The 21,004-nt window shown below is 39.7% G+C and carries 17 protein-coding genes; 7 read left to right on the top strand and 10 right to left on the bottom strand.

Annotated elements, in window-relative coordinates; genetic code table 11:
* Positions 1-43: 43 nt before the first annotated feature.
* The 5 genes from ybaK to KH400_RS04260 form a co-directional block, all read right to left on the bottom strand.
* Entirely contained in the window at positions 44-517 is a 474-nt protein-coding gene (gene ybaK, locus KH400_RS04280) for a Cys-tRNA(Pro) deacylase (RefSeq protein WP_217222250.1), read from the bottom strand.
* Positions 518-687: 170 nt separating this feature from the next.
* Positions 688-1,782 carry a Delta(10) desaturase DesB gene (desB, locus tag KH400_RS04275; RefSeq protein ID WP_217222248.1) on the bottom strand — a complete coding sequence of 365 codons (1,095 nt, stop codon included), beginning with the start codon at positions 1,780-1,782 and terminating at the stop codon, positions 688-690.
* 206 nt (positions 1,783-1,988) lie between these two features.
* Positions 1,989-3,188, bottom strand: a complete 1,200-nt coding sequence (locus KH400_RS04270; RefSeq protein WP_217222246.1) for a class I SAM-dependent rRNA methyltransferase — start codon at positions 3,186-3,188, stop codon at positions 1,989-1,991.
* Between the two features lie 209 nt (positions 3,189-3,397).
* The gene (locus tag KH400_RS04265; RefSeq protein ID WP_217222244.1) at positions 3,398-4,021 is read right to left on the bottom strand and encodes a hypothetical protein; all 624 of its coding nucleotides are present in this window, start codon (positions 4,019-4,021) and stop codon (positions 3,398-3,400) included.
* A 14-nt stretch (positions 4,022-4,035) separates the two neighbouring features.
* The gene (locus KH400_RS04260) at positions 4,036-5,223 is read right to left on the bottom strand and encodes a ParM/StbA family protein (RefSeq protein ID WP_217222242.1); all 1,188 of its coding nucleotides are present in this window, start codon (positions 5,221-5,223) and stop codon (positions 4,036-4,038) included.
* Positions 5,224-5,654: 431 nt separating this feature from the next.
* On the opposite strand from KH400_RS04260, the gene KH400_RS04255 reads away from it, so the two are divergent.
* Complete coding sequence (locus tag KH400_RS04255) at positions 5,655-6,305, top strand: hypothetical protein (protein ID WP_217222240.1); 651 nt, start codon at positions 5,655-5,657, stop codon at positions 6,303-6,305.
* 116 nt (positions 6,306-6,421) lie between these two features.
* Here the strand turns inward: KH400_RS04255 and KH400_RS04250 are convergent, their stop codons facing one another.
* Entirely contained in the window at positions 6,422-7,588 is a 1,167-nt protein-coding gene (locus KH400_RS04250) for a TraB/GumN family protein (protein ID WP_217222238.1), read from the bottom strand.
* Between the two features lie 610 nt (positions 7,589-8,198).
* Between KH400_RS04250 and KH400_RS04245 the strand changes: the two genes are divergently transcribed.
* From KH400_RS04245 to KH400_RS04225, 5 genes are all read left to right on the top strand, one after another.
* Complete coding sequence (locus KH400_RS04245; RefSeq protein ID WP_217222237.1) at positions 8,199-9,842, top strand: PhoX family protein; 1,644 nt, start codon at positions 8,199-8,201, stop codon at positions 9,840-9,842.
* A 17-nt stretch (positions 9,843-9,859) separates the two neighbouring features.
* A complete protein-coding gene (locus KH400_RS04240) occupies positions 9,860-10,057 on the top strand; it encodes a twin-arginine translocase TatA/TatE family subunit (protein WP_217222235.1) in 198 nt (65 codons plus the stop codon).
* A 66-nt stretch (positions 10,058-10,123) separates the two neighbouring features.
* The gene (gene tatC, locus KH400_RS04235) at positions 10,124-10,846 is read left to right on the top strand and encodes a twin-arginine translocase subunit TatC (protein ID WP_217222233.1); all 723 of its coding nucleotides are present in this window, start codon (positions 10,124-10,126) and stop codon (positions 10,844-10,846) included.
* A 195-nt stretch (positions 10,847-11,041) separates the two neighbouring features.
* A complete protein-coding gene (locus KH400_RS04230; RefSeq protein WP_217222231.1) occupies positions 11,042-11,947 on the top strand; it encodes a DMT family transporter in 906 nt (301 codons plus the stop codon).
* Positions 11,948-12,099: 152 nt separating this feature from the next.
* Positions 12,100-13,344, top strand: coding sequence for a YeeE/YedE family protein (locus tag KH400_RS04225; RefSeq protein WP_438821103.1), 1,245 nt, complete (start codon positions 12,100-12,102; stop codon positions 13,342-13,344).
* Between the two features lie 40 nt (positions 13,345-13,384).
* On the opposite strand, the gene KH400_RS04220 is transcribed toward KH400_RS04225, so the two are convergent.
* From KH400_RS04220 to KH400_RS04205, 4 genes are all read right to left on the bottom strand, one after another.
* A complete protein-coding gene (locus tag KH400_RS04220) occupies positions 13,385-14,893 on the bottom strand; it encodes a BCCT family transporter (protein ID WP_217222642.1) in 1,509 nt (502 codons plus the stop codon).
* 248 nt (positions 14,894-15,141) lie between these two features.
* Entirely contained in the window at positions 15,142-16,566 is a 1,425-nt protein-coding gene (locus KH400_RS04215) for an alanine/glycine:cation symporter family protein (RefSeq protein WP_217222229.1), read from the bottom strand.
* Positions 16,567-16,829: 263 nt separating this feature from the next.
* A complete protein-coding gene (locus tag KH400_RS04210; RefSeq protein WP_217222226.1) occupies positions 16,830-17,567 on the bottom strand; it encodes an SDR family NAD(P)-dependent oxidoreductase in 738 nt (245 codons plus the stop codon).
* 322 nt (positions 17,568-17,889) lie between these two features.
* The gene (locus KH400_RS04205) at positions 17,890-18,759 is read right to left on the bottom strand and encodes an ion transporter (protein WP_217222640.1); all 870 of its coding nucleotides are present in this window, start codon (positions 18,757-18,759) and stop codon (positions 17,890-17,892) included.
* 285 nt (positions 18,760-19,044) lie between these two features.
* On the opposite strand from KH400_RS04205, the gene KH400_RS04200 reads away from it, so the two are divergent.
* On the top strand, positions 19,045-20,823 hold the full coding sequence (locus KH400_RS04200; RefSeq protein ID WP_217222224.1) for an adenine deaminase C-terminal domain-containing protein: 1,779 nt from the start codon (positions 19,045-19,047) through the stop codon (positions 20,821-20,823).
* The last annotated feature ends 181 nt before the right edge of the window (positions 20,824-21,004 follow it).

The following is a 21,004-nucleotide window of genomic DNA, read 5'->3' as shown; positions in this document are numbered from 1 at the left end:
TAGCTCTTTACACCCTTTCCTCATGCGTGTTAGTAGGTTCCCGTCACTTAGCAATTACCACCACTTCTGCCTTCGTAACCGCAATTAATTCAAAAGTAGTTATCTCTATTTGAACCCCTATTTTCCCACCACTCACGACAACCTGCTCTCGTTCATGAACACTCTCATCGATATATGTAGGAAACAACCTCTTCATCCCTATCGGTGAACAACCACCACGTATATAACCAGTGATCGCTTGTATATCTTTCACCGGAATTAACTCTATTTTTTTCTCCCCAGCTGCTTTTGCTGCTTTTTTTAAATCTAATTCTGCCTCAACCGGAATAACGAAAACATAATTCCCTTCACTTCCACACGCAACTAACGTTTTATAGACGACAGCTGGATCCATACCAACTTTGTTGGCAACAGAGGCGCCATCAATCTTTCCATCCTTGCTTTCATATGTTATGACGTTATATTCAATCTGCTCCGCATCAAGAATTCTCATCGCATTCGTTTTCTTTACTTTCATGATTTTCTTCACCTCTATGTTAAAATGTTCGCTTATTGACGAAAAAAAGCTAGACGATAAGTGAGTACACACCTCATTTAAGTACAATATACAGTAACGTTCATAAGAAGTTCTAGATATTGTCTCAGAGGAAATTGCTACTCACTTATAGACTAGCTCATTTATAACCTTTAATTTGAAGCACTATTTTTGTTTTCTACTGACGATTCTTCTAATGAATCTTCTTTTCGATACGTAATTTCTTCCGGGTTTAACCCATTTCCTAAAGAACCGTATACGGCATGGCGATGGGGGTCGACGAGTTCATCTTGTCGATAATAAATCCTTGGTGTTCGCCACAAGGAATAGACCGCTCGATGCAAAGGCATTTCATGATATCTCTCTGGCCACATCCGTTTAATCTGTTCTTTGACTAACGGATAATACTTCGGATTCAACCCTGGAAAGAGATGATGCTCGGTATGATACGAAAAATTAAAGTGAAGCGCATCCACCCAGCGTGGCACAGTCACCGTTAAGCTATTGGCCAATGGATCATTGACTGGAACAAGCGGGTTTAGGCGGTGGTTCGTTGAGATATACAACATCACAATAAAATTAGCAATCAACAGCGGAATTAGAAATGCGAAAATCCAATCTGCAAAACCAAGCCAAAATAACAATCCAATCCATGTCACCCAAGGTAACACCATTTGCAACCATACAGTGAACCGTTGCTTTGGATGGAACTCTTTCAAATATAACTTAAACATTGCCATTGAATGAACTGAAAATGTTAATGCCAATGATAAAAAGCTCGACACGGCACGAAATGGAAATGGAATACGATAAACTAATCGAAGAAGCCAACTGTTTGAGAACTTCTCCATACTTGGCCATGCATCAGGATCAAGATGTTCGTCCTGAGTATGCTTATGGTGCTCAATATTGTGCCACTTTCGCCATAGTCGTGGCCCTGTACTTAGCGGCCAAAATGCTATCGCTCCTAATAGGTTGCGAAGCCAAGCCTTTCTAACAACCGTACCGTGTAAAATCTCATGACCTAAAAAGCCCATCGAAGCAAAACTTCCTCCAATGATAATAGCAATTGCAAGTTTGAAAAAAGGGTGCATATCAAACCAACCAATCGACAAGATCCCCGTAACTGCAACGAAAAGGTGAATGGAACCAGCAATTAAGCGAGACGGAACCGGTTTAAATGCTTGTTTCGGTAAATGTGGTGCTACACGAGCTGCATACCAGCCAAACGTGTGAAGTTCTTTCATAAGTACGTTGCTCCTTCCATTTTCGAGCCTTGACAGAATTTTTCTACTTTCCTAATTACATCCTATCAAGTCGCCGCTCTATATGCAATAAAAATTTATACCTGGTCATAATATTTGGTTTTAATTACCTTTTTATTCACGCAATTTGGATAGTTTTATCCAAAATAAAAGCTGCTAACTCCAAAAACGAAGTTAACAGCTTTAGTTTATCCTTTTAGTTTCTTTATAAACACCACTTTTAAGTAATCGCCCTCTTTAAATTGGTCAAGTGTTTTAAAATCATCAGGGAGCCTAAACTCTTCAATGATTTTATACTTCCCTTTTAGCTCTTTAAAAGCCGTATCAATAAACCCTTTAAATTTATCCATCCCAAATGCACTGCTATTTGTCGAAGCCACAACTGTTCCTCCATCAGCTGTAATGGCAATCGCTTCTTTTAACAGGTCCTTATAATCTTTCGCGGCACTAAAGGTATGCTTTTTAGAGCGTGCAAAACTCGGCGGATCAAGAACGACAAGATCAAACACTCGTTCCTTCTTTTTCGCAAACTTAAAGTATTTAAAGACATCTTCAACAATAATATCTTGTGCTTCATAATCAATCTCATTAATACTAAATTGCTCAATCGTCTTGCTCAAACTACGGTTAGCTAAATCCACACTCGTTGTCTTCTTAGCTCCCCCTAGGGCAGCAAACACGGAAAATGCTCCAGTATAAGAGAACGTATTTAATACTGACTTACCTTCTGCATAATGGTCTCTTATTGCTTTACGAACGTTCCGTTGGTCTAAAAATACACCAACCATCGCACCTTCATTTAAGTAAATAGCAAAGTTTACACCATTCTCTTTAACAATGATCGGGAACTCACCACGCTCACCCGCGACAAAATCATCATCGTCAATATACTTCCCATCACTATTAAATCGTTTCTTTTGATATATTCCTTTGAATTCCGTTACGCTCGTAAGCGCAGCGACGACATCATCTTTAAACGCATAAATCCCTTCACTATACCAATTAATTAAATAAAATCCAGCAAAATAATCAATCGTCAGGCCACCGATCCCATCTCCCTCACCATTAAAGACTCGAAACGCTGTAGTCCCCTCATCCTCATAAAAATGCTTTCTCTGCTGAAAAGCCGATTGCAGCTTTTTCCTAACAAATGCTTGATCAATCACTTCATTATCTTTGCGACTTAAAATCCAACCATAGCCTTTATTCTGCTTTCCATAATAGCCTTTTGCGATAAAAGACTTATTTTGATCAACAAGGCGGACAATTGCCCCTTCCTCTTTTAGGTCATTAAGGTTAAAAATCGCCTCCTTGAAAATAAGCGGATAGCCACCCTTAAATTTATTCACAAATTTCGGTTTCACGATCAACTCTATTTCTTTACGCATGTTTTAAGCCTGCCTTTTCCTATGTATTACCTTCATTGTAGCGATTGTCGCAGTGAATTACAAAATGATCGAATAAATAACCTCCAACCAAGGGCAGAGCAAGGAAACCAGCTACCTGCGAAGCATCCTTACTGGGGCATTAAGCGGCCCCATGTCCAATAAAAAAATCAGGCAGCTAGTAAGCCACCTGATTTAAGTAACGATCACGATTATTTATTCATTTCAGCGAGGAAACCACCAAGAAGATCATCGACATCTTCTTCCTCATCTTCAGCCTCTTCTTCATCATTATTCACTGTACCTTGTTCTTGTTTCGCTTGATCGAGATCAAAATTCTCTAACTCATCTTCAAAGTCAGCTGTATCTTCAGCAGCTGCACTTTCATCTACTGCTAATCTCTCACGATCTAGATCTACCTCTTCATGGCTAATGTCGTCATCAAACATGGTACGTTCTGACTCCTGTAAATACAACGCCTCATCAATATCAAGCGCATTACTATTTAAAGAGGCAAGTACAGAAGTCGCGCGAACAGGATCAGCTAATAATTGATAAACAATGCTTCCTAACAGGGCTTCAGAGTGAGCATGTCTAAGCCAATTACGCTGCTCCTTATTTAATTTTTGCGGGAGCGGGATCGTAACCGTTTCTCTCTCTTTTGCGAGCGAATCATTAACCCCTTCTAACACAAATTCAGCTATTTTGCTTGAAAAGTTCCGACGCTCAGTTTCTTTCAACGTTTGTAATTGCCTAATGATGTGGTCTGGTGTGTCAGACGGAAGCCGAAATGTGATCGCCTGGCCCCGCTGAATCCCAGTCTTCCCGTTTTTCATACAAAATCACCCTGTTAGTTTTTTATCTTCTTTTTATCCTGTCCTTTTTCAGGCTGCTGTTGTTTCGCGTTCTTCCTCTGAAAATCAGAAACTAACTTATAATAAGCATTTGCCATCATCCAAATACTCTCTTTCTCATCTTCAAAGAACGCAATATTATATCCATCCAAACTATTATTTAACGTCTTCAAATATTCTTTTAAGACCATTGAACCACCACCGACGAAATAGCAAATTTCCGTCTGTGAATTCTTTTGCCACGTGTTACGTAAGTGACGATATTGCTTTTTCGCTAACTCTAGTAAAATACGATCAGTAATATCATGGACACTTGTACGGCTACCTTTAACCATAATATGATTTCGGTCATTTTTCTTTGTAATGATTTCAACAACATCGCGACGTGAGTCTAGTTCAACCCCATGCTTGCTACGAATTTCCTCACGAATCGCTTCCAATGATTCCGAAACACCAATGTTATACCCCTGCGCTTTATCATCATCGACATTCCGGTTTTTAATAACCGCAATATCAGTAGATAGACCACCAATATCTTGAATTAAGATTCGCTTATCTACTAAATCACGATTAATAATGTTTAAGTTATTATCCATCACTAGATTAATATAAGCAGCAAAGCCTTCAGGATAGACTTTAATTTCATCGAAGCTTAGATTTACCTTTAATCCACGATACTTAGGTGTTACTAAAAACTCTACTTGGTGAACAGAACTAAGCAGTTGCGAGCGATAGCCGACATCTTTGCCCTCTTTCACTTCACGAAGCGGCAAACCCGTCCCTAATGTGTAGTTGGCATCAACAACATTATTGTTACGGCGGAATAGATCTTGATTCTCATCGCGAACAGCATCGAGCGCCAATGATGCAAACAACATCACTAATGTTTGATCTTCTTCTGACTTACTACTACCAAAATCTATTTCAGTGGCATTGTCGCTCTTCGTTGCTAGATTTCCAACACGATAGATTGCATTGTTCTCTTTTAAAGCAGGTGAATGTACACGGATGTGAATTCCCTCTAGCGGGTCTTTATCATTTAAATCTTCAATACCAATAATCGGGCGATCCTCAGTATCAAGTGCGATTACATTTGGTATGTATAGTTCATGATCCATCTTTCCAAAAATCGCCTTAACTGAATCATTCCCAACGTCGATTGCAGCAGTTCTAGTATTATTCATACCATCATTCCTTTCTTACTACCTTTAATTCGTTCTTACTATTAATTTTTCCTGCTAATAAACAATATAGCACCTTGCTTCATCCGTCAATCACCCATAAGTTGCATACATATGTGTACACAAGTAAACATAATTGAATACATGTATACATTTATGCACACATACTGATATAAAGCTATGTATACAACTTCGTGTACATGTATACATTATTGTACACACTATGTTTTCAAAATGTATACATGTTTACATTAATGTATACATTACGATTTTGTTACTTTTTTACCTAAAATAAATGTCCCCTACTCCTTCTTTCTCCCTCTATTGTTATTGATCACTCCCCTCTCCTCTAGCACTCGTTTTCATCTCTTCACATACATTAACTTCCAAACATGATAAAATAGAATCAAAAAACCTATAAGGAGTGTCATAATATGAAAACCTTTCGCTTATCACTCATCCTCTTATTACTTACAAGTGTAGCAGCCATTGCTTGTGCACCAACCGAGGATACTCTTCCTGAAGATGAATACCCACAAGCACCTGAAGAAAACGAACACTCCAATGAAGAAGATACAGACACAAGTAAAACTGGTTCGTGGCCAGAAACACAAGAAACAACAATAATGTTAGAAGGTATGGAAGAATCATTCACTCTGCACCTCTTTGAAGACGCTGATTCATTCATTACCTATGTTCCTGAAGATCTGATCCCTGAAGTCTCTGATAACGATACAACCTACACATTCTATGCAAACTTTGGCAACAATAAAAATGAAGAGGTCTATCTCGAAATTAAGCTTCCCTATGACATCACTCAAGGCGAGACTCTAGAACATGACGGCATTCAATTAACAAAGGTTGACGATAACCAACACATCCATAGCTGGTCTCTAGCTGAATATCAAAACACCGATGACAATGATTATTCGATTTATGCCAGCCTTGGAAATCATAATGGAGGAAAATTCATCATGATCACTCATTATCCAGTTGAATTCTCAGATGGGTTTGGCCCTCGTGCCGCAACAATTATCGAACATTTTTATTGGATGGACAGTGATGAGTATTTAGTTGAGCAATAACACACATACTACGCCAATCTGAAATTTGCAAGACGCCCATTTATCGGTGACTAGACAAAAAAAGAGCAATGATCAGCCTTACGCTGACCCATTGCCCTTTTTTGTTCATTAACAAATTATAAGTTTTCAAAAAACAAACGTAATACATCGGCTCCACCAATTACAGTACCCAATGTACTCCCTAGATTCGTCAAAACAACGACAAGAAGGATTCTTGTCACTTTATTACCCCAAAAACCTTTTACACTATATACATCTTCCGCTAACGTTTCGAAGTCTCCAACATTAGGGCGACGCACATATGCTTGCACAAATCCGGCAAACCAACCAGCAGCCATGAGTGGATTCAATGAGCTTAATGGTGCTATGATAAACGCAGTCACAACCGATAAAGGATGAGCAAATGCAAGTGCTGCACCAATGGCTGAAAACGAGCCATTCCATAATACCCAGCTAATCGTTTGTTGAAAACCCGCACTAGGATTGGCATAAAACGTATAAGCGATAATCGATAAAATCATGAGTGGAATCATCCAAGCGATGACTTTAGGTGCTTTTGATTTCGGTGGAAGTTGCGTAATTGTTGTTAGATCATGGTCTTGATGTATTTGCTCTTTAATCCCTGGAACGTGTGCCGCCCCAAGTACAGCGACCACCTTTTCTCCTGGAGCTTCTTTTATTTTCTGCGCTAGATATTGGTCACGCTCATCAATTAGAGGTGTTTTTAATCTCGGGAACGTGTTTGTGAAGTCTTGGAGCATCGAATTAAGCATATCCTCAGACTTCATCTTTTCAAGCTCCTGTTCAGAAACGCTTTCATTTGAAAAGATACTCGCAAACATTTGCATCATCAGTTTTGCTTTCCCGAATAAGCCAATTCCGTGCCAAATACGGGCAAACGTGATTTGGATGTTTCGGTCGGCAAGAACAAGGTCAGCATCAATCTCTTTTGCAGATTCAATCCCTTGAATCATTTCTTGTCCAGGTTTGATACCAATCTGTTTCGCCATTCGTTTTTGAAATGAGGAAATCATCAGATTCATCAGCAAAAGTGTTGCCTTTTTCTCCTTTATAACCTTAAAGATGTCCATCTCTTTCCATTTATCACCCTCAGTGATTGACTTATACCGCTGCTCATCTAACTCTACGCAAACTGAATCAGGCTGTTCTGCTTCAATGACTTCCTTAACCTGCTCAGCACTTTGCTTCGAAACATGGGCCGTACCAATAAGAATTAATTCCTTACCATCCATATGGATTCGCGTAATATTTTCTTCAGCCATAGTAACCTTCCTTTTAAAAAGTTATAAACCATCTTCACTCTTCTATAATAATGAGCGAAATGACTACGAATTTCAATTATGTTTTCATGTTTTCCTTCTGCCTTTTCTACAAAAACAAAAGGTTTATAATATTCTATTTATGTTTCACGTGGAACATTTTACCGAATTCATGTACATAGTGTCAGATTCTAAACTAATAATATGTAAGCAATCCACCGTAGACATTCGACAATCATATGAACCAGACTTCTTGAATACCCTCTAACCCTTCAATTCCATTAATAAAAACGTCCATATTTACTATCTGATTTGTGCATGGATTTGATGGCACTACTACACACGTCCACAAGCAGAAATAAAAAGTTAACCTATAAATGAACCTCCCACCTATCAACTCACTCCTTTCCTTTATCATGGTTTTAAAGGGCTCCCCAAAGGATATTGGACATCCCTTTCTTTTTGCTTTACTTGCCTAGTCTTACTATTTATTAAGCCTATTTTACATAATTTTCACACTACTTTTACAATTTAACCATTCTAGCTTAATAATTGTTGCTTACTATTTGTTGTGAAGGTTCTCCTAAATCAAATCGATGAGGTGATGATGACAATGGACAAGAATCGTAGAAAGTTTTTGACGTATGTTGGTACAGGAATGACAGGATTAGCTGTCGCATCCACAGGTTTACCTGCCTTAACGTCAACAGTGACTGCAGCCGACATGGCAAAAGAAAGTTACTTCGGCTTTTCTAACAACAAGAAGGGTCACGGCTTAACATTCAAACCAATTGATCCAACTGATATTGATGAGCTCGTGCTACCGAAAGGGTATACATACGATGTGATTGCTGCTTATGGTGATGTCATCAATGAAAAAGGTGATACATTTGGCTTCAACTGTGATTTCACGATGTATCTGCCGATTGATGGAAGTAACCGTGGCTTACTTCTCGTGAATCATGAATATACGAACCCACTCTTTGTTGAAGGCGATGTGAGTAATGGCTACTCATATAATCAAATTCAAAAGCTTCTCTATAACCAAGGTCTTTCGATTATCGAGGTTTATAAAGATAAAAATGGTACGTGGAACATGGATACCGAATCAACATACGCTCGTCGAATCTCTGGATTGGCACCGTTCCAATTAACAGGTCCAGCTGCGGGAACTCCAGCTGTAAATGGCGCAAAAACGGTCCAAGGAACGTATGCGAACTGCTCTGGCGGAGCAACACTTTGGGGGACGGTTTTATCTTGTGAAGAAAACTGGGAAAGTACGACCGAAAAGGCTGGTCTTGATACCACCCACTACGGTTGGGTTGTTGAAGTCGACCCATTTGATGCCACAGACAAAGCTTTTAAACCACGAAAACATACAGCACTTGGTCGTTTCCACCACGAGAACTGTGCGATGGGATTAGCTGATGATGGACGAGTTGTCGTCTATTCAGGCGATGATAAGCGTGGTTCTTGTGTCTATAAATATATTAGTAAACATACATTTAATGAAAACAAAGGCAAAGAAAATTCTAAACTACTTGAAGAAGGAACACTATATGCTGCCAATATGGAAAAAGGTGAATGGATCGCTTTGACTATTGAAGCTGTCCGTGAAGCAGCTAAAGAAGGCGAAGAGCTTCTAGATAAGTTTCAAACACAAGCTGATGTACTCGTTCATGCTCATGATGCTGCGATGTTACTTGGTGGAACACCAACAGATCGACCTGAAGATATTGAGATTAGTCCAATTGACAAAAGTATTTTTATAGCGCATACGAACAACTATAGCAGTACGACATCGAACTTCCATGGGCATATTACTAGATTTATTGAAACAGGCGATGACCTTGGTTCTTTAACCTTTGAGTTTGAGATCTTCGCCGCTGGTGGTAACCAAAGCGGGTTTAGCGCTCCCGACAACCTCGACTTTGATGCAGATGGTAACCTCTGGACAGTGACTGACATCTCAACGAGTCGATTGAACAAAGATGCATGGACGAACTTTAAAAACAATGGTGTCTTCGTAATACCAACAACCGGCAAAGACAAAGGTGAAGCTTTCCAATTTGCTTCTGCACCTGTTGAAGCAGAGGCAACTGGACCATGGTTTACCCCAGATGAAAAAACATTGTTTCTATCGATCCAACACCCTGGGGAACGATCCGAAAGCTTACAGCACTTAACGAGTACATGGCCACACCGTCCAGGTGACACGATTCCTCGACCTTCAGTTGTGGCGATCCGAGGCTTTTAAAGAAAGGAGATAAAAAGATGCTACAAAATATCGGTGTTCCTGGTTTAATTTTAGTATTAGTCATTGCTCTCATTATTTTTGGCCCTTCTAAGCTCCCTGAAATTGGACGAGCCTTTGGGCAAACACTTCGTGAATTTAAGACGTCAACACGCGATCTCGTTAAAGATGAACCCGTAGAGGAAGATGAGGAAAAACAAAAACAAAAGGTAATCTAATCGAGAGAGAAGATGTAGGTGAATACCTAACTTACATCTTCTTTTCTCCATACGTTGGAGGATAGCATGAATGAACAACCCTTTCATTTTCTAGAACATATAGAGGAATTACGTAAGCGAATCATGATAACGATAGCTGCATTTTTACTGTCTTTGATCGTTGGATTTATTTATGTCCAAGATTTATATCAGTGGCTAGTTCGTGATTTACCAATGAATTTGGCGATTCTTGGCCCAAGTGATATCCTTTGGGTCTATCTCATGCTCTCAAGCGTCGTCGCAACAGTGGCAACCATTCCAATTGCCGCCTATCAAATTTGGAGGTTTATTCAACCAGCATTAAGCAAGCGAGAACAGAAAGTAGCATTAGCTTACATCCCTGCTCTCTTTATGCTGTTTATTACAGGGATTTGCTTTGGCTATTTCGTCTTATATCCGATTATTTTTCAATTTTTAATGTCGTTATCGGGAGATCTATTTGAAACGTTATTTACGACTGAAAAGTATTTTCACTTCCTATTAAATATGACTCTACCTTTTGGCTTTTTGTTTGAGCTCCCGGTTGTCATTATGTTTTTGACGAGCTTAGGAATCCTAAATCCATATCGCTTACAACAATCACGAAAGTATGCCTATTTTATACTGATTGTCGTTTCGGTTCTAATCACACCACCTGACTTTCTATCTGATATTTTAGTGATCATCCCTTTACTGTTTTTATATGAATGTAGCATTGTTCTCTCAAAAGTCATTTACAAACGAAAAGAGACAACTGCTTTTACTTATTAAAGGCAATTAATAATGGCAACAAGCTCCCCCCACTTGTTGCCATTTAAACAATTATGAAACTTCCACTATTTTAAACGAGCCTCAATATAGACATTTCCGCCCTTCTATCGTTATACTCCAATATAGTATGAAAAATTTCAAACATTTTCGAAATCATGTTATGTACTATTTAACACCAAGATTGGAGGGAGAAAAATGAATAAGAAGGCTTTCTTTTTAGCACTTATTACAGTCATTATTTGGGGATCAACGTTCGCAGCGATACGTGCTAGCCTGCATGGAGGCTATGAACCAGGCCATTTAGTCCTTGTTCGTTTTCTCGTTGCATCCTTATCGATCTTTATTATTTATGCTTTATGGCCGGGTGTGAAGATGCGCTTGCCTAGAAAAGAAGATGCCTTAAGGATTTTGATTCTCAGTTTTATAGGGATTAGTGTCTATCACTTTGGCGTCACTTTTGGTGAGATGACAGTTTCTGCTGGAACTGCGGGGATGATTATTGGTTCTTCACCTATCTTTACAGCGATAATCGCTGTATTTATTTTAAAAGAACGATTAGGTTTCTATGGATGGATCGGCCTGGCTCTTGGTTTTATTGGGATCATTTTGGTTACATTAGGAACATCTGGAGCCTCACTATCTTTATCTGGCGGTGCATTACTAGTGTTACTAGCCGCATTTGCGACTTCTGTGTTCTTCGTCTTCCAAAAACCACTATTTCAACGCTATAAACCGATTGAGTTAACGGCCTACTTCACATGGGGTGGCACGATACCATTTTTATTATTTGCCCCTGGCGTATTTGATTCGATTCAGCAAGCGACATTAGAAGCTAATCTAGCAGCGATCTACACCGGAGTATTCCCTGCAGCAATTGCCTATATTACTTGGTCAACCGCCCTTTCATTAGGTGATGCTAGTTCGGTATCGAGCCTGTTGTACCTTGAACCAGCAATAGCGATACTTGTTGCCTGGATTTGGCTGGCCGAGTTGCCCGGGACACTTTCCCTACTTGGTGGAGTTATTGCACTCTCTGGTGTGATGGTTGTTCATATTCTTGGAAAAAAGGGACCTGTTGCCCTAAAAGAAAAAGCTACCTAAACAATGAAAAGTCCTATTTGGTAGGAGAGTAGTTGGAGATCAACCAGCAATTACCGACTTTACTTATTGTCGATAATGTACTATTATAAGCAAGTTATTAATTCATACTAATTTCATATATTATGGAGGGAATTTAGTTGGCACAAACAACAATAGAAACAACACCACAGCCACAGTTAAAGCAACGAACAACGCTTGTTACTTCCTTAAGCCCGATGCAAAAGAAACTAGTCATCACCGGCGTCTTAATCGCTCTTGCTCTATTAACTGCGATTGTTCAAACAACGGACTGGGTTCAAGGGATTTTATTCATTATTGGGCTCTTACTTGGAGCGACTCTACTATACGCGAGATTCGGTTTTACATCTGCTTTTCGTAGACTGACATCGGTAGGAAATGGCCAAGGTATACAAGCTCACATGTTAATGCTAGCCATTGCTTCAACGTTATTTGCTATTATCTTAAGCACAGGTTTTAGTTTTACCGGAAATGATCCTACAGGCTATGTCTCTCCTGTCGGTATCAGTGTGTTATTGGGGGCCTTTCTTTTCGGAATTGGGATGCAGCTAGGTAATGGCTGTGCATCTGGAACATTATACAATGTAGGTGGAGGGGCCTCAGCAATGATTTTGACGCTTTTATTCTTTATCGTAGGGTCAACATTAGGTGCCTATCACTTTACATTTTGGGTTGAAGAAACGCCATCACTGCCAGCGATTTCTTTAGCTGAATCAACAGGACTTGGCTACCTTGGCGCTTGGTTCGTGCAAATTGTCGCTTTTATCGTCATTTACTGGATTACCGTTCAAATCGCGAAAAAGAAAAGACCACCAATGATGAAACCTTTACCAACAACAACTGGGTTGAAAAAAGTTTTACGTGGTTCTTGGCCTTTATTTGCGGCAGCAATTATTCTTGCGCTATTAAATGCTTTAGTGTTAACGATTCGAGGAACACCGTGGGGAATTACATCAGCATTTGCCCTTTGGGGTGGAAAAACTCTCATGGCTACAGGTGTCGACGTTACGACATGGGGTTATTTTTCAGGAGCAAATGAAGAAGCCCTTTCTACAACAGTTTTAGCAGATACGACAAGTGTGATGAACTTCGGAATTATCTTAGGAGCATTTATTTCTGCATCATTCCAAGGTACATTCAAACCGAAGAAGATTACACGCGGTGTAGCTGGAGCTGCCATTGTTGGTGGACTATTGATGGGATATGGCTCTCGCCTTGCCTTCGGTTGTAACATTGGCGCTTACTTCGGTGGAATTGCTTCATTTAGTCTTCATGGCTGGGCATGGGCGATCATGGCGTTGCTAGGTACATTCTTAGCTCTTTCTTTACGCCCACTGTTTGGTTTACGAAATCCAAACAAAAAAGATCAATTTTGTTAACAAAACAAGCTTGGAGCAATTTCTCCAAGCTTGTTTTTTATTAACCTTTATTTGATTTTGCAGTAGTTGTAAACCCTTGTTCACGTGCCAGTTCCCCTGCTACTCTTGGTGCAAGCCATAGCGTTGGTAATAAAATCAACGATACAGGCACAGCTGTAAAGACAATGAACGATTGTAGTGCATCGATACTGCCACCGCCAATAAATAGGAGTGAAACAGCAACAGCTCCCATAATCACTGCCCAGAAAACACGAAGGGCGCTTGATGGGCTCCCACTTCCAGTAACAGCCATAGAAATCGTATATGACATCGAGTCACTCGTCGTCGCTACGAATACAATCGTAACAAGAAGAAATGCAGCAGCCAAGGCCGTTCCATATGGCATCTGTTCAACAATAGCGATCATCGCTGCAGGCATTCCCCCAGCATCTAATGGGCCAGATACAGACCCCGCATTTTGTAATTCATAGAAGATCCCAGAGCCACCAACGACAGAAAACCAGAAGTTCGTGACAAGTGGTGCGATAATCGCTACAGCTGTAACTAACTCACGAATCGTTCTCCCTCGTGAAATTCGACTAATGAAAATAGCCATCATTGGCCCATAACCGATAAACCAACCCCAGAAGAAGATTGTCCAAAATGAAAGCCACCCCGTATCACCACGGTATAAACTAACAACAAAGAAATCCCTCATATAAACACCGAAAGATCCGATAAATGAGTCAATAATAAAAGCTCCTGGACCTAATAGCAGAACCAATACGATTAGAATGAACGTAAATATAATGTTAAAACGACTTAATAGTTGAATCCCACGGTGAACACCAGTCACCGCTGAAATTGACGCGATTGTAATTAATCCTACAATAATTAAGAACTGTGTCAGAAATGTATTTGGGACCCCAAACAAGGCATCCAAACCATAAGCTGCTTGAAGACCTAAGAATCCAATCGGTCCAATTGTACCTGCCGCAACGGCTATAATTGAAAAGGCATCGACAAGCGTACCTAGAACACTCTTTTGCATAATCTTCTCACCAAAGATCGGATAAAGAAGCGTACGAGGTTTTAACGGCATTCCTTTATGAAAATGACCATACATAAGAACAATCGCACTTAATGTCCCTAAAATGGCCCATGCTAGAAAACCCCAATCTAAGAATGATTGTGTTAGAGCAGGAGCAATGGCCTCGACCGTACCTGCCGGAACATCACCATACATTGGTGGTGTCGATAAGAAATGATACATCGGCTCTGCAGCAGCCCAAAATACCCCTCCGCCTGCTAACAGCGTACACATAATAATCGCTAGCCATTTAAATGTACTCATTTCAGGCTTATCTTGTTTTCCTAGTTTCACCCTACCATTTTTAGAAAAAGCAATATATAAAGCAATCAGAAACGTAAGAAGCATCAGCACTTGCCAGAAAGCCCCAAAATACGTTGCCGAAAATTCAAAAGATGCATTTACTACGTCACTAATCAATGTTGTATTAATCATAGCTGTAATGACAAAAGCTAGTAATAATCCCCCACTGATGATCATTACCGGCCAGTCAATATGATGTTGTTGTTTCAAAAAGTTTCCTCCTAAGATGTATAATTAATTTTTTATGCGTTCAAAAAGCACAAGAATCAATTATAGCAAAAGCAACCTCGATTGCAATCTTTATTTCAAGCAAATAAATGGAAGTCCTCCTGCAACAAAAAAATAGGTGTCTTAAAGGTTGTTCAATCTCCTTTAAGACACCCATTGAATATAAGAGTACCAACAAATTCGTGCTATATAACATATTATCCAATCTTTTTCTCTACAGACCCTACTGCATTCGCATGTTTATAAAAGTTTGTAAAGTAATCATTCGTTTCTGCAACAATCACTCTCCAGAGAAGAAGTAGCGCAATTAAGTTAGGAATCATCATTAACGCATTAGCCATGTCTGCAAAAGCCCATACCGTTGCAAGATTAGCAACCGCTCCAATTCCACAAGCCACAATATAAGCTAAGCGGTAACCAGCAATCCCTCTTGAACCAACGAGATATTCGAAGCATTTCTCTCCGTAGACATACCAACCAACAATCGTTGAGAAACCAAAGAAAACCACAGAAAATGAGACAATATATTCCCCTATGATTCCAAGAGCTGAACCAAAGGCCGCACTTGTTAATGCACCACCTTCAAGTGTTGCATCGTGCTGTACTCCCGAAATCAAACCACCAGATGGATCCCAGAAACCTGTAATCAGCAGCGTTAACCCGGTCATCGTACAGACAATAATCGTGACAATAAATGTACCAGTCATCGCCACAAGCGCTTGTTTAACCGGATGATCCGCACGTGCATTACCAGCAATTAGCGCCGCAGTACCAAGACCCGCCTCATTGGAAAACACTCCGCGGGCTACCCCGTTACGGATCGCCTCAGATACGACTACTCCTAGGAAGCCACCAGCAGCTGCGACTGGATTAAAGGCATAATAGAAAATAAGTTCAAAAGCAGGAATGATCATATCATAATTTAAAATTAGAATAAGAATCGCTCCACTAATATATAGAAAAGCCATAATCGGTACAAAAAAGCTAGCAACAGCACTAATTCGTTGGAGACCTCCAAAAACAATGAAACCAACAAGGATCATTAAGAGAGCACCTGTGAGCCAGCCCGGCATCCCAAAGCTATTACTAGCAACATCAGCAATCGTGTTTGACTGGACACTATTACCAATACCAAAGGCTGCAAGCGAACCGAATAATGCAAAGAATAACGCTAGCCATTTGAATTTACGGCCGAGCCCTCGTTCGATATAATACATCGGTCCACTTGAGTATTCGCCTCTTTCGTTCTTTACACGATACTTCACCGCAAGCAACGCTTCACCATACTTCGTAGCCATACCTAGCAATCCAACAATCCACATCCAAAAGAGCGCTCCTGGCCCTCCCAATGTAATCGCAGTTGCTACACCAGCAATATTTCCATTACCAATCGTCGCTGCAAGAGCTGTCATCAATGCTTTGAAGTGACTAACATCACCAGCAGCTGTGGCATCGTTCTGATCTTCTTTACCAAATCCTAACTTAAAGGCGTAGATGAGATGGCGAAATTGCAATCCCTTTAAAACTACGGTTAAAAATAACCCTGTCCCAAATAATAAAATTAAACTAGGAGGCCCCCATAATACGGCATTGACCTCATCTAGTAGCTCTAATATACTCATAATTTCCTCCTACTAGGTTTCACTTAAAATACCAACTGTACACTCATAGATAATATTTTAGCATAATGAACGGCTCCATAGAATCGAAGTATTGAAAACTTACCTATTTAACTAAAATGTTAAATATTGGTGGTATTAAATGTTGATCGGGTAATTTGTAAAAAGTTATTTGACCTTCTCAAATAAAAAAAGACCATCTATAAGAAGATAGTCCTTTCCAAAATCTCCCTTTTCAACATTAATTATCACCAGATTCTTGGAATTTATTTAGACCCCCAACCCCCATCTACTTTTATTGCCTGACCAGTTACAAAATCGGATTCTTCAGAAGCAAGAAAAAGTACCATATTTCCTATTTCATCTGGTTTCCCTAAACGACCTATCGGAGTAGCATCTGTAAATGCTTTTGTAACTTCAGGAGGGTTATTTGCTAAAATCGGTGTTTCAATAATACCAGGTGACACTACATTTATCTGGATATTTTGATCGGCATAGTCCATTGCCACTTGACGGCTTAATGAAATGACACCTCCTTTTGAAGCTGAGTAACTTGGAAGTCCAGTTAACCCTACATGTGCAGCAAGTGAAGCGATGTTTATAATTTTCCCGTACCCGTTTTTTACTAACTCTGGCAAAACAACTTTCATTCCAAAAAATACTCCTTTTAGATTAACATTTATCATGTTATCAAATTGCTCCTCTGTTAAGTCCACAATATCAACTGCTTCAGAAATTCCAGCTATATTACAAAGGATATTCACTGTTCCGAATTCGTCGATGGTTTTCTTCAATAACTCTTCCCAACTATTTAAACTAGAAACATCAGATTTAATAGCTAACGCTCTGCCACCAGCTTCATTAATTTTAGCTGCCGTTTCTTCTTCACCTTTAATATCAGCACAAATAACTGCACAACCTTCTTTTGCAAACCGAAATGCAATATTTTTTGCAATACCAGAACCAGCCCCAGTTATAATTGCCACTTTTTCCTCTAATCTCATTCAAATTCCTCCTTATGGGCTCAATTTATCACGACTTCTGAGTTCAATATATGTTGTTTGCAAGCTTTTATAACAAATAGAAACATTTTTATTTTGAATATTCAGAAAATATTAGATATAACCTCTTAACTTACTTTTTACTGTCTTAATAGGTACAACTATCATATCAGAAGTGGTCAAATTCGATTCAATAAAAGTGGCTTTATTTCAATCATCATATATTCTAACTACAAACAAACGTAATGATAGGTTCGTTTTTATCATGATTGCAGTGTCTCAGTAATAAGAAAAGCACAGACAACGTAAGTCATCTGTGCTACGTCTATGAAGAATGCTTTTCTTCATCACGAGGCGCCCCATCCATTCCTCTATTATTTTGCTGGTTTAAAAGAATTTGTTTTATTTCCTCGATATCGTGCTTTAATTCACGATTCTCTTTATATAGCCGGTCCATCTGCTCCTCACGGTTCACTTCGTCCTCTTGTCCTAAATAGCTTAAGATAACAGCAACGACAAGGTTTAAAATAACTAATGCTCCAATAATAATGAAGGAGACAAAATAAACCCAAGCCCATGGGATTTCATTAATAACCGGCCTAGCCACTTGGCTCGCCCACGACTCAAAGGTAACAACCTGCATTAGCGTAAATAATGCCGTATGGAAACTACCAAAAAACTCATAAGGCAATACATCTCTAAAGAAAGTCGTCCCGATGATCGCATAGATTGAAAAAATTAAGATTGATAAGCCCAAGATTCCGGTTAAGGCCGGGATCGATTTCATTAACGAGTCAATGATTTTACGTAGTGCTGGAATCGCCGGAATCATGCGAATTAATCGCAAGACCCTGATCAATCTCAGGACACTAACAAATGGTGTATTATAAAAGGCTAAACTAGCGACAACAATCGTGAAGTCGAAGATATTCCACCTTTGCGAAAAGTACCCTTTAAATCCGAGACCGATAATTTTCAAGACTAGCTCAAGTACAAATACCCAAACAATGATTTGATCTAAGAAAAGTAATAACCCGTTACCAGTCAAATAGCTCTCTGCAACGATAACCAAGCCATTTAAAAGAATAATTGCTATAACAATCGGTTGAAAATATTTATGCTCAACAAGCTGTTTAATCATCGTTCGAAATGGACGACTTTGTTGGCTCAACTCTTCCTTATTTTTTAATTCCATATTTGTCAACTCTCAATCCCCTTTATTATTTTTTCTATTACTCTATTATATCAGCTTAACTCCTCGTGAAATGACACGCGTGATAAAAATAGCACCCTATGTAACGTGACAATATTGTGAACAGCTAAGTTAACTAACGAAACATTTCATTTGCTGTTCTACTTTCTTTTCTGGATCAACAATCATCGCATCGATCAATAACTTTTGTAAATATTTAAAATTTTTAGTATAATATCATTTATTAAACGATAGTTAATAAAACATAATAAGGGGGATTTGAACATAATGAAACTTAACGCAACAAGAGCGGAGTTAATTGAAGTTGCTAAAGGAGAACGCCCTGCAGACATTTATATTAAAAACGGAACCGTCATCAATGTGTACTCTGGGGAATTACTAAAACACAACGTAGCGATCTATAAAGACAGTATCGCCTACCTCGGTGAAAGCGAGCACTCGATTGGAGAACAAACAAACGTTATCGATGCGACTGGAAAGTATATTTCCCCTGGGTTTATTGAATCTCATGCCCACCCGTGGGTGTTTTATAATCCGGTTAGTGTCACAGGTAAGGTCTTACCATTAGGTACAACGACAACTGTTAATGATAACTTATTCTTTTATTTGCACATGGGAGCAAAGGGATTAAAGGATATGATTAAAGATTTACGAACGCTCCCTGGAAGTTTCTTTTGGTTGATCCGACTCGTCTCTCAATCTGATTATCCTAAAGAAAGACAATGGTTCAATCAAAAGGATATCCAATCGTTACTCGAGCTTGATGACGTCCTTGGCAGCGCCGAAGTCACGCGTTGGCCGTTACTTTATGATGCAGATCCATTTGTATTAGATACGGTTGAACACGTAAAAAAATTAGGAAAAGTCGTTGATAGCCATAATGCTGGCTGTAACTATGAAAAATTAAATGCAATTGCTGCTTCTGGTGTTAACGCTTGTCACGAAGCGATTACGACAGAAGAAGCATTAAACCGGTTGCGTTTAGGCATCTGGACTGTCCTGCGAAACAGTTCCCTTCGCCCTGATCTACCTGAAATCATTAAATTGATTACCGAACAAAAAGTAAATACAAGTCGAGTCATTATGACGACTGATGGGCCACACCCATCCTTTATTGATGAGGAAGGTTTTGTCGACGGTCTTGTCAGAAAAGCGGTTGAACTGGGCATTGATCCAATTCAAGCCATTCAAATGGTGACGATAAATCCAGCCACTTACTTACGATTAGACGAGTATATTGGCGGCTTAGCACCTGGTCGACAAGCAGACGTGCTTCTCTTACCAGACCTAACAAGCTTCCGCCCTGAACAAGTAATCGCCAAAGGGGAAATCGTCGCTGAGAACGGCGAGCTAACAACGAAGCTCCCTAATATTAATTGGGAGCAATACTTAGTCAGAGAACCATTTACCGTTGCAAAGTCGGTCATAGAAAACCCAGATTTATACCGTTACCCACATCCAGTCCCAGAACAGCCAGTCCCTGTCGCTCACTTTTTAAGTACAGTGATCAGTAAGCGAACAGACGCGACTCTCCCGTCTAAGAATGGCTTTATTGATCTTTCTCAACACGAAGACCTCGTCCAAGCCTTTTTAATTGACCGAAATGGAAATTGGGTATCGAAAGCGCTTTTACAAAATTACGCAAAGAACATAGATGGGCTTGCCACGACGTATAACACAACAACCGAACTATTAGTGATGGGTAAAGACCCTAAAGCAATGGCGAAGGCAGCCGCAAGAGTCCATGAGCTTAACGGAGGTGTTGTCCTTGTTGATAACGACGAAATCGTCCTAGAAATCCCGTTACCGTTAACCGGAATGATGACAACCTCCACTTCATTTGACACAGCCGTTACTTACCAAAATCAGTTTTTAACCGCGATGCAAGAACGTGGCTATCCATTCCATGACATTTTATATTCGTTACTGTTTTTGACGTGTGATTTTCTACCTGGACTACGTCTAACGCCTCATGGATTATACGAAGTCAAAAAAGACAAGATTTTAGATCCAGCCGTCCCAGTAGCCGTAACAGAGAGAATATAATGACCGGGCTGTTCCTATTAAGGAACAGCCTTTTACGGCTGTGTGTCCCTCATCGCTATTATGAAGGACATTTCAGACGCTTTTCTATGCTCTTTTGTCCTTCATCACCCCTATGAAGGACATTTCAGACGCTTTTCTATGCTCTTTTGTCCTTCATCACCCCTATGAAAGACATTTCCAA

It is taken from the genome of Desertibacillus haloalkaliphilus, assembly GCF_019039105.1.
Taxonomy (GTDB): domain Bacteria; phylum Bacillota; class Bacilli; order Bacillales; family KJ1-10-99; genus Desertibacillus; species Desertibacillus haloalkaliphilus.
The sequence above is the reverse complement of the archived record's forward strand: the minus strand, read 5'-3'. Positions and strand labels throughout refer to the sequence as shown.

Excerpts from the sequence above, each read along its gene's own strand:
- ybaK (WP_217222250.1), bottom strand. The coding sequence starts at position 517 with ATGAAAGTAAAGAAAACGAATGCGATGAGAATTCTTGATGCGGAGCAG.
- desB (WP_217222248.1), bottom strand. The coding sequence starts at position 1,782 with ATGAAAGAACTTCACACGTTTGGCTGGTATGCAGCTCGTGTAGCACCA.
- KH400_RS04270 (WP_217222246.1), bottom strand. The coding sequence starts at position 3,188 with ATGCGTAAAGAAATAGAGTTGATCGTGAAACCGAAATTTGTGAATAAA.
- KH400_RS04265 (WP_217222244.1), bottom strand. The coding sequence starts at position 4,021 with ATGAAAAACGGGAAGACTGGGATTCAGCGGGGCCAGGCGATCACATTT.
- KH400_RS04260 (WP_217222242.1), bottom strand. The coding sequence starts at position 5,223 with ATGAATAATACTAGAACTGCTGCAATCGACGTTGGGAATGATTCAGTT.
- KH400_RS04255 (WP_217222240.1), top strand. The coding sequence starts at position 5,655 with ATGAAAACCTTTCGCTTATCACTCATCCTCTTATTACTTACAAGTGTA.
- KH400_RS04250 (WP_217222238.1), bottom strand. The coding sequence starts at position 7,588 with ATGGCTGAAGAAAATATTACGCGAATCCATATGGATGGTAAGGAATTA.
- KH400_RS04245 (WP_217222237.1), top strand. The coding sequence starts at position 8,199 with ATGGACAAGAATCGTAGAAAGTTTTTGACGTATGTTGGTACAGGAATG.
- KH400_RS04240 (WP_217222235.1), top strand. The coding sequence starts at position 9,860 with ATGCTACAAAATATCGGTGTTCCTGGTTTAATTTTAGTATTAGTCATT.
- tatC (WP_217222233.1), top strand. The coding sequence starts at position 10,124 with ATGAATGAACAACCCTTTCATTTTCTAGAACATATAGAGGAATTACGT.
- KH400_RS04230 (WP_217222231.1), top strand. The coding sequence starts at position 11,042 with ATGAATAAGAAGGCTTTCTTTTTAGCACTTATTACAGTCATTATTTGG.
- KH400_RS04220 (WP_217222642.1), bottom strand. The coding sequence starts at position 14,893 with ATGATCATCAGTGGGGGATTATTACTAGCTTTTGTCATTACAGCTATG.
- KH400_RS04215 (WP_217222229.1), bottom strand. The coding sequence starts at position 16,566 with ATGAGTATATTAGAGCTACTAGATGAGGTCAATGCCGTATTATGGGGG.
- KH400_RS04210 (WP_217222226.1), bottom strand. The coding sequence starts at position 17,567 with ATGAGATTAGAGGAAAAAGTGGCAATTATAACTGGGGCTGGTTCTGGT.
- KH400_RS04205 (WP_217222640.1), bottom strand. The coding sequence starts at position 18,759 with ATGGAATTAAAAAATAAGGAAGAGTTGAGCCAACAAAGTCGTCCATTT.
- KH400_RS04200 (WP_217222224.1), top strand. The coding sequence starts at position 19,045 with ATGAAACTTAACGCAACAAGAGCGGAGTTAATTGAAGTTGCTAAAGGA.